The organism is Thalassotalea litorea (assembly GCF_043642205.1).
GTDB classification, from domain to species: Bacteria; Pseudomonadota; Gammaproteobacteria; order Enterobacterales; family Alteromonadaceae; genus Thalassotalea_A; species Thalassotalea_A litorea.
This window is the reverse complement of the sequence record NZ_JBHZSG010000034.1, coordinates 23,183-37,850: the sequence shown is the minus strand read 5'-3', so window position 1 is coordinate 37,850 and position 14,668 is coordinate 23,183. Positions and strand designations below refer to the sequence as shown.

11 protein-coding genes and 4 tRNA genes are annotated in these 14,668 nt (G+C 43.6%); 3 read left to right on the top strand and 12 right to left on the bottom strand.

What is annotated here, in order from left to right:
* Positions 1 to 190: 190 nt before the first annotated feature.
* The 11 genes from ACHUFQ_RS13270 to ACHUFQ_RS13220 all read right to left on the bottom strand — a co-directional run bounded on the left by ACHUFQ_RS13270 (position 191) and on the right by ACHUFQ_RS13220 (position 10,536).
* Positions 191 to 2,104, bottom strand: coding sequence for a SurA N-terminal domain-containing protein (locus ACHUFQ_RS13270; protein ID WP_394176211.1), 1,914 nt, complete (start codon positions 2,102 to 2,104; stop codon positions 191 to 193).
* 343 nt (positions 2,105 to 2,447) lie between these two features.
* Positions 2,448 to 2,939 (bottom strand): hypothetical protein, encoded by a 492-nt coding sequence (locus ACHUFQ_RS13265; RefSeq protein WP_394176209.1) that lies wholly within the window; start codon positions 2,937 to 2,939, stop codon positions 2,448 to 2,450.
* Positions 2,940 to 3,183: 244 nt separating this feature from the next.
* A complete protein-coding gene (gene hupB, locus ACHUFQ_RS13260) occupies positions 3,184 to 3,456 on the bottom strand; it encodes a nucleoid-associated protein HU-beta (protein WP_136735967.1) in 273 nt (90 codons plus the stop codon).
* A gap of 288 nt (positions 3,457 to 3,744) precedes the next feature.
* Entirely contained in the window at positions 3,745 to 6,093 is a 2,349-nt protein-coding gene (gene lon / locus ACHUFQ_RS13255; protein WP_394176207.1) for an endopeptidase La, read from the bottom strand.
* A 259-nt stretch (positions 6,094 to 6,352) separates the two neighbouring features.
* Entirely contained in the window at positions 6,353 to 7,633 is a 1,281-nt protein-coding gene (clpX, locus tag ACHUFQ_RS13250) for an ATP-dependent protease ATP-binding subunit ClpX (RefSeq protein WP_394176205.1), read from the bottom strand.
* Between the two features lie 107 nt (positions 7,634 to 7,740).
* Positions 7,741 to 8,358 (bottom strand): ATP-dependent Clp endopeptidase proteolytic subunit ClpP, encoded by a 618-nt coding sequence (clpP, locus tag ACHUFQ_RS13245; protein WP_394176204.1) that lies wholly within the window; start codon positions 8,356 to 8,358, stop codon positions 7,741 to 7,743.
* Between the two features lie 92 nt (positions 8,359 to 8,450).
* Positions 8,451 to 9,755 (bottom strand): trigger factor, encoded by a 1,305-nt coding sequence (gene tig, locus ACHUFQ_RS13240; protein WP_394176203.1) that lies wholly within the window; start codon positions 9,753 to 9,755, stop codon positions 8,451 to 8,453.
* Positions 9,756 to 10,126: 371 nt separating this feature from the next.
* Positions 10,127 to 10,203, bottom strand: a tRNA-Pro gene (locus ACHUFQ_RS13235).
* Between the two features lie 6 nt (positions 10,204 to 10,209).
* Positions 10,210 to 10,285, bottom strand: a tRNA-His gene (locus ACHUFQ_RS13230).
* A gap of 7 nt (positions 10,286 to 10,292) precedes the next feature.
* Positions 10,293 to 10,369: transfer RNA gene (locus ACHUFQ_RS13225), tRNA-Arg, on the bottom strand.
* A gap of 90 nt (positions 10,370 to 10,459) precedes the next feature.
* Positions 10,460 to 10,536 (bottom strand) — tRNA-Pro (locus tag ACHUFQ_RS13220).
* Positions 10,537 to 10,819: 283 nt separating this feature from the next.
* Here ACHUFQ_RS13220 and folD point away from each other — a divergent pair.
* Positions 10,820 to 11,677, top strand: a complete 858-nt coding sequence (gene folD, locus ACHUFQ_RS13215; RefSeq protein WP_394176201.1) for a bifunctional methylenetetrahydrofolate dehydrogenase/methenyltetrahydrofolate cyclohydrolase FolD — start codon at positions 10,820 to 10,822, stop codon at positions 11,675 to 11,677.
* A 135-nt stretch (positions 11,678 to 11,812) separates the two neighbouring features.
* Here the strand turns inward: folD and cysS are convergent, their stop codons facing one another.
* Complete coding sequence (gene cysS / locus ACHUFQ_RS13210; protein WP_394176200.1) at positions 11,813 to 13,192, bottom strand: cysteine--tRNA ligase; 1,380 nt, start codon at positions 13,190 to 13,192, stop codon at positions 11,813 to 11,815.
* Positions 13,193 to 13,432: 240 nt separating this feature from the next.
* Between cysS and ACHUFQ_RS13205 the strand changes: the two genes are divergently transcribed.
* Entirely contained in the window at positions 13,433 to 13,924 is a 492-nt protein-coding gene (locus ACHUFQ_RS13205) for a peptidylprolyl isomerase (protein ID WP_394176198.1), read from the top strand.
* Between the two features lie 2 nt (positions 13,925 to 13,926).
* Positions 13,927 to 14,664 carry a UDP-2,3-diacylglucosamine diphosphatase gene (locus ACHUFQ_RS13200; protein WP_394176196.1) on the top strand — a complete coding sequence of 246 codons (738 nt, stop codon included), beginning with the start codon at positions 13,927 to 13,929 and terminating at the stop codon, positions 14,662 to 14,664.
* Positions 14,665 to 14,668 lie beyond the last annotated feature (4 nt).

The following is a 14,668-nucleotide window of genomic DNA, read 5'->3' as shown; positions in this document are numbered from 1 at the left end:
TATCAATGAAACCTATGTTGTAACTGAACCTCTGCCCTAACTCTGAGTTGTGCACAAACTTAATGTGATTGGTATAACGTATTGGTTATGAGGAAGGTTCTAACTCTAGGGTTTAGAGTATAAGGGTGTAAGGATTTAAACATCAAAAAGGCCGCTAAAGCGGCCTTTTAATCAGTTAACGCGTTATCCTTTAATACAACGTAGCATCTGCTTTCGATAATGTACGTACAATCTCTGCATTGGCTTTTAGTTGTTCGATATATGTCGCATAGGCTGATTGAGACAACATGCGTTGTTGTTGCTCTGCAAGATTTGCATCTTGCTCACTTGCGCTACCTTCGTTCACAGCAACAACCTGAAGTATCGCATAATCGCCATTGGCTATTTCGATACTGCTCACCGATAAGGCATCACCTTGCGGTTGCGGTAAGCTAAATGCACTTTGCACAATCGCACCATCGACGGTTGCATCCATTCGTGTCAACGCTGCATGCTCAACAAACTCGGAATCTAATTCTGATAATGCAGCATCGGCATCGTTACCAGATTTTACCACTTCGATGATCTCATCGGCTTTAGTGCGAGCAACTTCAGTCGCTTTTTGTTGCGTCAACAACACCGTGATTTCCTGAGTTACATCGGCTAATGGCTTAGTATCGGCGGCCTGGTAATCGGCAACACGGACAACAATCGATTGCTGCTCAGGCATTACTTCAAAGACTTCTGAGTTCAATCCTTCTTCCATTAGCTCGCTGGAAAATGCTGTTGCAAGCAAGTCTGGATTGTTGAATGGTTCAACATTACCGGAACGCGTCAACCAGTCAGTGGTTTTTACTTCGCGATTCAGTGCTGTTGCCACTTCATCTAATGAATCAGAGCTTTCAAAACTCAACTGTTCCATCACTGTCTGTTGCTCATAAAACAACTCAAGTGCCTGGTCATTTTTTATCGTAGCCAGGATCTCTTCCTTAACTTCATCAAAGGATTTGATTTGCTCGGCTTCAATATCCGTCATTTTAATGATGTGGAAACCAAAATCCGTTTCGACCAAATCGGCAATAGGCTGCTCTTGGGTGACGGAAAATAAAGCAGTATCCATGGTTTCATCCATAGAGCCTTGCGTTTGCCAATCAAGATCACCACCATTCTCGGCACTAAATGTATCTGCTGAATGCTCTAACGCTAAAGCCGAAAAATCGTCACCCGCTTGCGCTTTTGCTAACACGTCTTCCGCTTTCGCCTGCGCTGCGTCTTTATCATCACCAAATTCAATCAAGATATGTGCTGCACGGCGACGTTCTTGTTTGCTATAAGACGACATATTGTTCTCATAGAATTCCTGAGCCTGAGCGTCAGTAACAGAAACGTCTTTGGCAATGTCATCCAGGTTTAATTCTACGTATTCAAGCTTCACCATTTCAGGCGTTGCAAAACGTGGTTGATTTTCCTGATAATACGCTTCGATTTCTTGTTCTGATACGTCAATGCTGTCTTTGAAACCTTCAGTCGATAAAATTGCATAACGCACATCACGTGTCTGATTGACTAGTTTAACCATCATTTCTTGCTGATAAGGCAGGCTAAATTCTGTTGTGCTGATGCTTTGCACTAACTGTTGACGAACCATGGTTTCGCTGAGGTATTTACTGAATGAGGACGCATCATAAAAACCAGCCTGTTGAATCAGGGCTTGAAAACGTGCGTTATCAAATTTACCGTCTAATTGAAATTCAGGCATCTCAAGAATCGTTTTCTTAATTTGCGCATCACCAACGCGAAGATTCAATGCCATGGCGTTTTGATCAATTAATTCTTCGCTGATCAATTGTTCAAGAACACTTGCTCTCAGGTTTGCCATATACGCATCATTGGCTTCCAGAGTTGCAAACATTTCACCAAATTGACTTTGCATTCTATTGCGCTGCTGGCGATAGGCTTCCTGAAATGCTTGTTGCGTGATCTCTTCACCATTAACGGTGGCGACCGAGGTATTTACGGTATTCGTGTAACTTCCTACACCGGCAAAAATAAAGGTAGCGATAACCAGACCAAGAATAACTTTGGCGGTAACTCCTTTTGAACCTTCTCTAATTCTTTCTAACATGCGTGTCTCTTTTTAAAACAGGACCTTAAAATTTATCGCCTGATTGTAGCAAAAGCCCGTCGGGCCTCCTAGTGAATATTGTAAAAAAAATGACTTATTCCTAATCAGGCTCTGGGGTTGAGTGCACTCGGTTATAACTTTAGTAACAGACTGAATGATATGTAAAAAGCTGTTAACAATGGTTTAACAACTTAAACCAAAGAACCGGTTGAGTTAGATGGTTGCGAATAACTGGCGATTGCAGGCAGGGATTACACATCGATAGGCACGAACTCTCAGTGAGCACTGGATATCGTCTACAAGTTGAACCAAACCTGGCTTTTTTATCTTACAGACATTGTCATCACTGACACCAGGAATCCCATTTTTGATTTGCGGTATTGTGCGAACTAATACCGACATTTAAGCCATTGATCAGCGGCTCTTGCAGTTCAGGGCTTAAGCCTGCTTCCACATAGTTTAGGATTTGGACATTACCTTTGAGCTTAAAAGGATATTTTTGATACATTTGATAGGCCAACAAGGGCTCGGCCATCCCGCTTAACCAAACTTTATAAAAATAAACATCCTGTTCAGATCCATCATCCATGGTTACCATTCCATCTTGCGCGTAAGACCAGGCATCAGCGGACAGGCTTAATTCAGCCAGTTTTTTTTCCGCTTGGTTTACCGCAATTTCTTGGGTTTCCGCTTCAAAGTCAATGACTGTCGGGTGATTATCTAGCACCGAAATAACAAAAGGAACCATGAGCTCTCTTTCTTTTAGCTCATCGCCGATAGAAGCGCTATGCGCCACGATAAACCCTAACAATTGCCCGATGTTTTCGTGATCCACGCTGTTCTCCGTTTTAAATTGTTGTTAAATATGAGAATAGTTCAATAGTCAGAAATTGACGTATAGTCAGAGCAATTTAATGTGATTGGTATTACTCCATAGGTTTTAAGGTAGGTGCACTTTCGTCTTTGCGGCCCCGGCATTACAGGGAGGATAGCAGGTAAATTAACAGGTGAAATATTAGGATAGGTAGAAAACAAAAAAGCCGGCAAGAGCCGGCTTTTTTTAAATCAGGAAACTAATCTTAGTTTACTGCATCTTTAAGAGCTTTACCCGCTTTGAAAGATGGGATTTTAGCTGCAGCAATCTCAATGGTAGCACCAGTTTGAGGATTACGGCCAGTACGAGCAGCACGGTCACGTACAGAGAATGTACCGAAACCAACTAGAGCAACTTGCTCACCCGCTTTTAACTCGTCAGATACCGCGTCGATAAAAGAATCTAGCGCACGACCTGCAGCAGCTTTAGAAATATCAGCACCCGCTGCAATTTTCTCGATTAGTTGAGACTTATTCACAATGTCTTCCCCTTTATTTGTTATTATACGAAGCTTACTAAAAAATGCTCTAAAATTTTATATCAGGCATTTTTTTCAAACGCAAGCTTCAGGTTCCAAAAATAAAATTTAAATTCAATTTCAAATCTTATGAACAAACACCTACTCCCTTGCTTCTCTAAGCTTTATAGGGGGATAGCGTGGCTTCGATTTCCAGACTACCACTTTTTTTATGTTTGAAAACCCCTAAATTCGATTTTTTTTACAAAAACTTCAAAAAAAAGGATTTTCTTTACAAAAAATCACCGATTATTTGCCGGCAGTCCACTTTTCAACAGGTTCTGCAAGCGCTAAGTCCAACACTTCATCAATCCATTTTACCGGGTGAATCGACAGATCCGCTTTCACATTGTCTGGAATTTCTTTCAAATCCCGTTCATTTTCGTGTGGAATAACAACCGTTTTTATACCACCGCGATGGGCGGCAAGTAATTTTTCTTTAAGGCCGCCAATAGCAAGGACTTCACCACGCAGGGTAATTTCTCCTGTCATCGCAACATCCGCCTTCACCGGATTACCGGTAAGACTCGAAACTAACGCCGTGCACATGCCAATACCCGCACTAGGGCCATCTTTTGGTGTCGCACCTTCGGGAACGTGAACGTGAATATCACGTTTTTCGTTAAAATCGTCGTTGATGCGCAACGTTTCAGTACGGCTTCTGACTACCGTCATCGCTGCCTGAATCGACTCTTTCATTACATCACCCAATGAACCGGTGTAGGTCAGTTTACCTTTACCAGGTACCGATGCAGCTTCAATGGTCAATAACTCCCCACCGACTTCGGTCCAGGCTAAACCAGTCACTTGACCAATACGGTTTTCATCTTCGGCCTTACCATAGTCGAAGCGCTGTACACCAAGGAAGTCTTCAAGGTTATCCTGGTTTATGGTGACTTTTTTGACATCATCGTTTAACAGTATTTTCTTCACCGCCTTGCGACATAGTTTGGAAATTTCCCGTTCAAGACTCCGCACACCGGCTTCTCTTGTATAGAAACGAATAATGCCGATAATGGCACTGTCATCAATGTCTATCTCTTTATCTTTCAGTCCATTGCGCTTAATTTGCTTGGATAACAAATGACGACGCGCGATGTTTAGTTTTTCATCTTCGGTATAACCCGACAATCGAATAACTTCCATCCGATCCAGCAACGGACCCGGGATGTTCATACTGTTCGACGTTGCGACAAACATCACGTCAGACAGATCATAATCTACTTCAAGATAATGGTCGTTGAAGTTATTGTTTTGCTCTGGATCTAATACTTCGAGTAACGCCGATGCGGGGTCACCTCGCATATCCGACGACATTTTGTCGATTTCATCTAACAAAAACAGTGGGTTTTTGACCCCGGCTTTTGCCATCTTTTGAATCAATTTACCCGGTAGCGAGCCAATATAGGTTCGACGATGCCCACGAATTTCAGCTTCATCACGAACGCCACCTAATGCCATCCGAACATACTTACGCCCGGTAGATTTCGCAATTGACTGTCCTAAAGACGTTTTACCAACACCTGGAGGACCTACCAAACAAAGAATCGGACCTTTTAACTGGCTCACTCGTTGTTGAACCGCAAGATACTCAATGATCCGTTCTTTTACTTTTTCAAGACCATAGTGATCCTGCTCTAACACTTCCTCTGCCAGTTTCAGGTTGCGTTTAAGCTTACTACGCTTCTTCCACGGTACACTGATCATCCAGTCAATGTAGCTGCGTACCACTGTCGCCTCAGCGGACATCGGTGACATCATCTTCAGCTTTTGCAGTTCGGCTAAGGTTTTTTCCTTAGCTTCGGCTGGCATTTGCGCTTCTTCTATTTTGTTTGCTAACTGCTCGCCTTCGTCAGGCACTTCATCCATATCGCCTAATTCTTTCTGAATGGCTTTCATTTGCTCATTCAGATAGTACTCGCGTTGGCTTTTCTCCATTTGCTTTTTCACACGAGAACGAATTTTCTTCTCCACTTGCAGCAAATCGATTTCACCTTCCATCAATGCCATCAGGTATTCGATCCGCTCGTTTACACTAATGATTTCAAGAACATGTTGTTTATCTTCAAGTTTCAGAGGCATGTGTGCTGCCATTGTATCGGCAAGTTGCTCTGCATCTTCTATCCCGGAAACCGAGGTCAATACCTCAGGTGGGATTTTCTTATTTAGCTTTACGTAACCTTCAAATTGAGACACCGCTGAGCGCAACAGTACCTCAAAATTTTGCTCATTAACCTGGGTGGACTCAATAAAACTCACGTTAGCAATAAAGGATTTATCGGTTTCGATAAAATCGTCAATACTGGCTCGCTGAATGCCTTCTACCAGTACTTTTACCGTACCGTCTGGCAATTTAAGCATTTGCAAAATGGTGGCGACCGTACCAATCTCGTATAGGTCTTCAGGGGTTGGGTCGTCTACGCTGGCATCTTTTTGTGCCACTAAAAAAACTCTTTTGTCCGTATCCATTGCCTGCTCCAGGCACCGAATGGACTTTTCTCGGCCGACAAATAAAGGAATAACCATTTGCGGGTATACAACTACATCGCGTAGGGCTAATACGGGGGTTTCAATCTGTCCTGAATGCTCTTTTGTCATGAATATCTCTTGGAAAAAGTGGTTTACCACACTCAATGTTGAAGGAGGTAAGGAATCGAGTACTACCTCATTGAGCCGATTAACGAATTGTTGCTTTAATGAGTATATGGGGATAGCGGCAAGAGTTTCAACGTGTTAATAAAAATAAATGCCCTTAAGGCGAGTTTATGTCTCTTTAATCTACGGTTTTTCCTTAAGTTTTCCCCTGAAAATCAAAAAGCCTCCAAAAAGGAGGCTTTTTTAAACCAACAAAGTGTCGCTATTCAGCGTTCGCTTGTTGCTCTTTTGACGATTGATAAATAACCAGAGGTTTACTCTCCCCTTTAATGACGGCTTCATCTACCACCACTTTCGTCGCGTCCTGACTGGAAGGTAAGTCATACATGGTATCGAGCAATACACCTTCTACGATAGAACGTAATCCTCGCGCACCAGTTTTACGCACCATGGCTTTATTGGCAATCGCTTTTAATGCATCTGGGCGAAACTCAAGCTCTACGCCTTCCATATCGAACAGCGCAGTAAACTGCTTGGTTAGTGCATTTTTCGGCTCTTGTAAAATTTGAATAAGCGCGTCTTCATCCAGTTCGCTTAAAGTTGCGACGACCGGTAAACGACCGATAAATTCTGGGATCAGGCCATACTTAACCAAATCTTCCGGTTCGACTTCCTGGAAGCGTTCCGTTAACGATTTTTTCTGATCTGCACCTTTAACTTCTGCGCCAAAACCGATACCGGTTCCGGTTAGCATTCGTTGCTCAATCACTTTATCCAGACCGGCGAACGCACCACCGCAGATAAACAGAATTTTAGAGGTATCGACCTGTAAAAATTCTTGCTGAGGATGTTTTCGACCACCTTGAGGCGGAACCGCAGCGACGGTACCCTCAACCAGTTTCAACAAGGCTTGTTGAACCCCTTCACCGGAGACATCACGGGTAATAGAAGGATTGTCAGATTTACGGGAAATCTTGTCGATTTCATCGATGTAGACGATACCTCGTTGGGCTTTCTCCACATCGTAATCGCATTTTTGTAAGAGTTTTTGAATGATATTTTCAACATCTTCGCCAACATAACCCGCTTCAGTCAAGGTCGTCGCATCAGCCATCGTGAACGGAACATCGAGCAAGCGAGCCAAAGTTTCCGCTAATAGCGTCTTACCACTACCGGTTGGACCGATTAGCAAAATATTACTCTTGCCTAACTCAATACCATTATGAATATCGCCATTTTTAAGTCGTTTGTAATGGTTGTATACCGCAACAGACAACACTTTCTTCGCGTGTTCCTGGCCAATTACATACTCGTCCAGGTGCTCCCGAATCTCCACCGGAGTTGGAAGTTTTTCGGTATCGGCTTTTGGCGAAATCTCTTTGATTTCTTCACGGATGATATCATTACACAGCTCCACGCATTCGTCACAAACGAATACCGATGGTCCCGCAATTAACTTGCGAACCTCATGCTGGCTCTTTCCGCAGAAAGAACAATACAATAATTTTTCGTTATCACCGCTACCTTTAATACCATCGGTCATACGGTCAGTACCTCATCTTTTATGTTGCCTGCCAACAGGCTCCTACACAACGAACGCTATGTATAAGTATTTCACAGATTACGTAAATCACAACGCTGGCATGTAGCCTAGCGTTGTTTCAGAATGCCATCAACCAATCCATATTCAACCGCATCATCGGCGCTTAAAAAGTTATCACGGTCGGTGTCTTCAGCGACTTTCTCAAAAGGCTGGCCTGTGTGTTCAGCCAATAAACGATTCAAGCGTTCCTTAATAGACAGGATTTCTTTCGCATGAATTTCAAAATCAGATGCCTGGCCCTGGAAACCACCAAGAGGCTGATGAATCATAACTCGTGAATTGGGTAGACAATAGCGCTTACCTTTTTCTCCAGCAGACAGCAAGAATGCGCCCATACTAGCCGCTTGCCCCATACAAACCGTACTTACATTGGGTTTGATGAAGTTCATCGTGTCATAAATTGCCATGCCAGCAGTCACACTGCCACCTGGCGAATTAATATAGAGATAAATATCCTTTTCCGGGCTCTCTGATTCGAGGAACAGTAATTGTGCCACTATCAGGTTCGCCATATGCTCTTCTACCTGGCCACATAGAAAAATGACACGCTCTTTTAATAATCGAGAGTAAATATCATAGGAACGTTCCCCTTTCGCTGTTTGTTCAACAACCATAGGAACCAACGCATTTTCAATCTCACCGTGTTTTAAGTTAGAAGTAAACAATGATCATCCTTATAAATAAAAAAATGGCTTATATGCACTCATATAAGCCATTTAAGCTATTGCTTAACACAAAGTCAATCACTATTCAGTGATTAGGCCTTTGGATTCATGATTTCAGAAAAAGCTGTTTCTTTTTCAGACACATCTGCTTGTTCGAGTAGCAATTCAACTGCTTGCTCTTCCATTGCAACGTGTTGCATCTGCTGAAGCATTTCCTGGTTGTTCATGTAGTATTCAATCACTTCTTGCGGATCTTCATACGCAGAAGCGGCAGATTCGATAAGAGACTTAACTTTCTCATCGTCTACTTTAAGCTCATTAACCTTGATAACTTCACCAAGTAGCAAACCTACTTTTACACGGCGTTTTGCTTGTTCAGTGAACATTTCCGCAGGAAGTTGTGGCAAATTTGCTGGGTCCATTTGACCACCAAAACGCTGCATCGCTTGCTGACGTAATACGTCAACTTCCTGATCCGTCAATGCCTTAGGGATCTCTACGTCATTGTTTTCAACAAGACCATCAAGGATTTGCTCTTTAACTTTAGCTTTGACCGCTTGCGTTAATTCGCGCTCCATGTTCTTGCGAACTTCGTCGCGCAACGCTTCAACGCCGCCTTCTTCTACGCCAAATAGTTTTGCAAATTCGTCGTTGATTTCTGGAAGCACAGGACCTTCAGTCTTGTGGACTTTAATGTCGAACTCAGCGTCTTTACCTTTCAGGTTTTCCGCATGATAATCTTCAGGGAAGGTCACCGTAATGGTTTGCTCTTCACCTACTTTCATACCAGTGATTGCTTTTTCAAAGCCTGGGATCATACGGTTAGAACCTAGTTCAAGCTCGAAACCTTCGGCTTTACCGCCTTCAAATTCTTCACCATCAACACGACCGTTGAAATCGATAGTCAATTTATCGCCTTTCTTGGTCTTACGCTTGTTTTCTTTCCAGGTTTTGTGCTGGTTTTGTAACGTCTCGAACATTTCATCCAAGTCTTTATCTGTTACTTCAACCTGTGGCTTTTCGACTTTGATCTTATCAAGGCCAGAAAGCTCTACTTCTGGGTAAATTTCGAACGTCGCTTCAAACGCCAACTCTTTGCCTTCTTCGTTGCTTTTGGCAACAAAAGCAGGACGACCGGCTGGGTTTAATTTTTCAGCAACAATTGCTTCGACAAAATGACGCTGCATTAATTCACCAGCTACTTCCTGGCGAACAGACTTACCATAACGCTTCTGAATAACAGAAGGTGGTACTTTACCTGGACGGAAACCGTTAATCTTTTGAGTTTTTGCGATTTGACGCAAACGATTTTTAACTTCTACATCTACTGTCTCGGCTGGAACAGAAATTGATAATTTACGCTCTAAACCTTGAGTAGTCTCAACTGAAACTTGCATTTACATACCTCAAATTCTGACGTTTTCGACGCCATTTCATCCATCTTTTCGGTTCTTAGGAAATCACCATAGCGGCAATTAAAAAATCCATGAAAGATGCTTAGTGCTGATGATTAGGAAACCCAATACCAACAAGATTAAAATTATGTGACGCGGGATTATAACGAGGCTTCAGGCAAGAGTAAACAGCTTTTAGCCAATAGTTAGTAAACAAAGAAGATGGTTTGCAAAGTCGTAACAAACGTCGAAAAATTCAGATTATTCGGAAAATCAGCAGACAAATATGTTGAACGTGCTGATGAGTCAAATCACATGAAATTAAACATGTATTTTCACAAAGAGGTTATTTTAATAAAGCTAGGGGAGAAAGATGGTCGGTGATGCAAGATTCGAACTTGCGACCCCTTGGACCCAAACCAAGTGCGCTACCAAGCTGCGCTAATCACCGACAAAATGGGGTGGCTGATGGGACTTGAACCCACGACAACCGGAATCACAATCCGGGGCTCTACCAACTGAGCTACAGCCACCACGGTATGGCACGCCCTGTAGGAGTCGAACCTACGACCCACGCCTTAGAAGGGCGTTGCTCTATCCAGCTGAGCTAAGGGCGCATAAACTACCTTACAGGTTAGTTTAGCGAGTAACGATATCAAACGCTAAACATTTCTTATCCAAAATCCGAAAATTTCAGAGAAGAAAAGTGGTCGGTGATGCAAGATTCGAACTTGCGACCCCTTGGACCCAAACCAAGTGCGCTACCAAGCTGCGCTAATCACCGACAAATGAAACACTGTCGTGTCTCAACGGATGCGCATATTACCTATGCACGATAAGGTCGTCAAACACTTTTTGAGAATTTCTGACTGTTCGCTCAATTTTACAGCGTTTTGCCCGATTGCAATAAAAATATGCACTGCGATGGCATATGCTTAACTTTTTATACGAACCAATCCCATCTGGGATCATTTAACTTATTTCCTAACTAGCTCTACAACAATGTAGCAATATGTGGGAAAATACCGACAGTTTTTTTTACCTGAGTTACCAGAGTACTTTATCCAATGTCAGCGACCCTTATAGATGGAAAAAAGATAGCGGCTCAAATTCGCCAAGATGTGAAAGCGAGTGTCGAACAACGTATCAAAAACAATCAGCGCGCGCCAGGGCTTGCGGTTGTATTAGTCGGTAACGATCCGGCATCCGAGGTATATGTTGGTTCTAAACGGCGTGCCTGTGAAGAGGTTGGTTTTGTCTCTAAATCGTTTGATTTACCCGAAACTACGTCGCAACAGGAGTTATTGGATGTTATTGAGCAGCTAAATCAGGATCCCGAGATCGACGGTATCTTAGTACAACTGCCACTACCTGAAGGATTGAATGCCAATATAGTCATTGAACACATTGACCCAAATAAAGATGTGGATGGTTTTCACCCCTTTAACGTCGGTAAACTGGCTCTGCGTCAACCAGGGCTTAGACCCTGCACGCCCAAAGGCATCATGACACTAATTGAGTCTACCGGGGTTAAACCACACGGGCTAAATGCGTTAATCATTGGCGCTTCAAATATTGTCGGTCGCCCGATGACGTTAGAATTACTATTAGCAGGTTGCACCACCACCACTACCCACAGATTTACCAAAAACCTCGAACAAAAAGTTCGCGAATCCGATTTGGTGGTTGTTGCTGTGGGTAAACCGGAGTTTATTCCCGGGGATTGGATCAAAGAAGGCGCTATCGTGATTGATGTGGGCATTAACCGATTAGCCACAGGTAAATTGGTCGGCGATGTGGAATTTAATGTCGCCAAAGACAAGGCCGCTTATATTACCCCTGTCCCAGGTGGTGTTGGTCCAATGACCGTAGCCAGTCTGATTGAAAACACCTTAATTGCCTGCGAACAGTTTAGTGACAGTTAAAAACGTACCGTCAAATCGACAATACAACAGGTTTGATAAGACATAAAAAAGCCGGGTTCCCCCGGCTTTTTTATGTGCAACGTATTAGCTAATGTCGATTTATCCTAAGAATTGGTCATCGACATTCTAATATTCCTAACCTCGACGCCAGGTAGTTTTACCCGCACTATCTTCAAGCGTTACGTTCATAGCTTTGAGTTTATCGCGCGCTTCGTCGGCTTTTGCCCAATCTTTATCGGCTCTGGCCTGATTTCGCTGCGCAATAAGTTGTTCTATCAACTCGCTATCGTCATCCGCACCGCTACCTTGTAAAAATGCTTCTGGCTCGGATTGCGCGATACCAATAATCGCCCCCAATTTAACCAGGATGTAGGCCAACTGCCCCGCTTTTTCGGGTTCGTCTGCTTTTAAGCGATTAACTTCTTTCGCCAGTTCAAACAAAACGGGTAGTGCTTCTGGGGTATTAAAATCGTCATTCATCGCCGTCTCGAAACGATGTACATACCCATTGTCCGCCAGAGACGTTTGCACCAACTCGACATCTCTTAACGCAGTATAAATACGTTCCAGACTTGAACGAGCCTGGGCCAGATTCTCCTGAGAGTAATTTAGCTGGCTGCGATAATGGCTGGAAATCAGAAAATAACGAACTGACTCAGCATCATATTGCTCCAACACACTACGCAAGGTAAAAAAGTTGCCTAACGACTTGGACATTTTTTCTTTATCAACCTGTACCATACCGCCATGCAGCCAATAATTGACATAGGGCGTATCAAAGGCACAGCAAGACTGGGCAATTTCATTTTCATGATGTGGGAATTGCAAATCGCTACCGCCACCGTGAATATCAAAGTGCTCACCCAAGTGCTTAGAGTTCATTGCTGAGCATTCAATATGCCAACCAGGGCGACCTTCCCCCCAAGGTGAACTCCACGAAGGCTCACCCGCTTTCGCCATTTTCCAAAGCACGAAATCTAATGGATCGCGCTTTGCTTCATCAACATCAACACGGGAACCGGCTTGCAACATTTCTAGATTTTGCATACTCAGTTTGCCGTAGTCAGGAAAAGAGCCGACATCAAACATCACATCGCCGTTACTGGCTACATAGGCATGCTTACGCTCAATCAATCGCTCCACTAAAGCGATGATCTCAGGCATATGTGTGGTAACCGTCGGAGCAATGTCGGGACGTTCGACGTTAAGGGCATCCAAATCGGCATACATATCCGCGGTCATGCGACTCGTTAAGCTATCGCAGCTCTCGTTATTCTCCGCTGCTCGTTTAATAATCTTATCATCAACGTCGGTGATATTACGCACGTGGGTCAGTTCGTAGCCCAAATGACGTAGATAACGAGCGATAACGTCAAACGCCACATACGTCCTGGCATGGCCAATATGACAGTGGTCATAAATGGTGATACCACACACATACATACCCACCTTACCTGGTGTGATGGGTTTAAACTCTTCCTTTTTACGACTTAGGGTGTTGTATAGGTGTAACATTTAGCGTTCTCGATTAACTGATAACATGAGCAATAAATAATGGCGGCAATTGTACATTAAGCCCCGGCATAACTAAAGACTATAAAGCAGCGTGATTGTTTCGCCATTTCCCCCTTACAATCAACGTCCTTTTTCTGGCCGATCATCGCTGCGCCTTGTACTTACGCTAAAGGCTGAGTACAATTCAGCACTTACTGTATACCAATGCCACGTGCATGTTTCCCAAAACAGGAACAAACTATGATCACATTTAAGACCAATTTAGGCGACATTAAAATCGAATTGGATTTTGAAAATGCCCCTAAGACGGCTGAAAATTTTAAGCAATATTGCCAAAAAGGCTTCTATAACGGCACGATTTTTCACCGTGTAATTAAGGGTTTTATGGCTCAGGGCGGTGGATTCGAGTCAGGAATGACCGAAAAGACTACCGATGCAACGATTGAAAATGAAGCCAACAATGGCATCAGTAATACCCGCGGCACTCTGGCGATGGCACGTACTCAGGATCCTCATTCGGCGTCAGCGCAATTTTTTATCAATCTTGTTGATAATAACTTTTTAGATTTTAAAAATGAAACCGTGCAAGGCTGGGGTTATTGTGTATTTGGTCAGGTGGTAGAAGGCATGGAAGTCGTTGATAAGATGACCCTGGTTGATACCGGCCGATTCGGTTTTCATGACGATGTCCCCAAAGAAGATATTATCGTTGAGTCAGTAGAAGTAGCGTAACCTTGTCGCAATTGATTTATTTTATTGCCGACTTACATCTCAGTGAAGAGCGAGCCGATATATCGGCTTGTTTCTTCGACTTTATTGAGCACACGGCACCTGCAGCGGACCAGTTATATATTCTTGGCGATTTGTTCGAATACTGGGTGGGTGATGATGATGTCAATGCCCTGTCCAATGGCGTTGCAAAGGCGCTTAGTGGCTTGAGTCGTAAAGGAACTGAAGTCTATTTTATTCAGGGCAACCGGGATTTCTTAGTTGGCGAGAAATATGCGAAACGTTGTGGCATGACATTATTGCCCGATACGCAATTGATCGACCTTAATGGCACGCCTGCATTAATCATGCATGGCGACACGCTGTGCACCCGCGATGTCGATTACCAAAAATTTCGCGCAAAATCGAGAACCTGGTGGTGGCAAGGAATGATCAAATGCCTGCCTCTATCCGTGCGCCGCAAAATGGCACAAAATTACCGCTCAAAAAGTGCAGCATCTACAGCACAAAAGCCACAAGAAATTATGGACGTGACCCAATCAGAAGTTGAAAAGGTACTCATCAACGCTAACTGCGATCTGTTGATCCATGGCCATACCCATCGCCCTGCTATTCATCACTTCGAAATGGCACAAAAGAGCGCTACCCGCATCGTCCTCGGTGATTGGTATGAGCAAGGCGCCTGGTTAAAAGCCGAAAATGGCCAGCTTGAACTTCTCAATCAGCCTTTAGGGCCATCCTGAGCCC

What these genes read in the sequence shown, in the direction of transcription:
- ACHUFQ_RS13270 (WP_394176211.1), bottom strand. Translation starts at nt 2,104, where the DNA reads ATGTTAGAAAGAATTAGAGAAGGTTCAAAAGGAGTTACCGCCAAAGTT.
- lon (WP_394176207.1), bottom strand. Translation starts at nt 6,093, where the DNA reads ATGACAAAAGAGCATTCAGGACAGATTGAAACCCCCGTATTAGCCCTA.
- clpX (WP_394176205.1), bottom strand. Translation starts at nt 7,633, where the DNA reads ATGACCGATGGTATTAAAGGTAGCGGTGATAACGAAAAATTATTGTAT.
- tig (WP_394176203.1), bottom strand. Translation starts at nt 9,755, where the DNA reads ATGCAAGTTTCAGTTGAGACTACTCAAGGTTTAGAGCGTAAATTATCA.
- folD (WP_394176201.1), top strand. Translation starts at nt 10,820, where the DNA reads ATGTCAGCGACCCTTATAGATGGAAAAAAGATAGCGGCTCAAATTCGC.
- cysS (WP_394176200.1), bottom strand. Translation starts at nt 13,192, where the DNA reads ATGTTACACCTATACAACACCCTAAGTCGTAAAAAGGAAGAGTTTAAA.
- ACHUFQ_RS13205 (WP_394176198.1), top strand. Translation starts at nt 13,433, where the DNA reads ATGATCACATTTAAGACCAATTTAGGCGACATTAAAATCGAATTGGAT.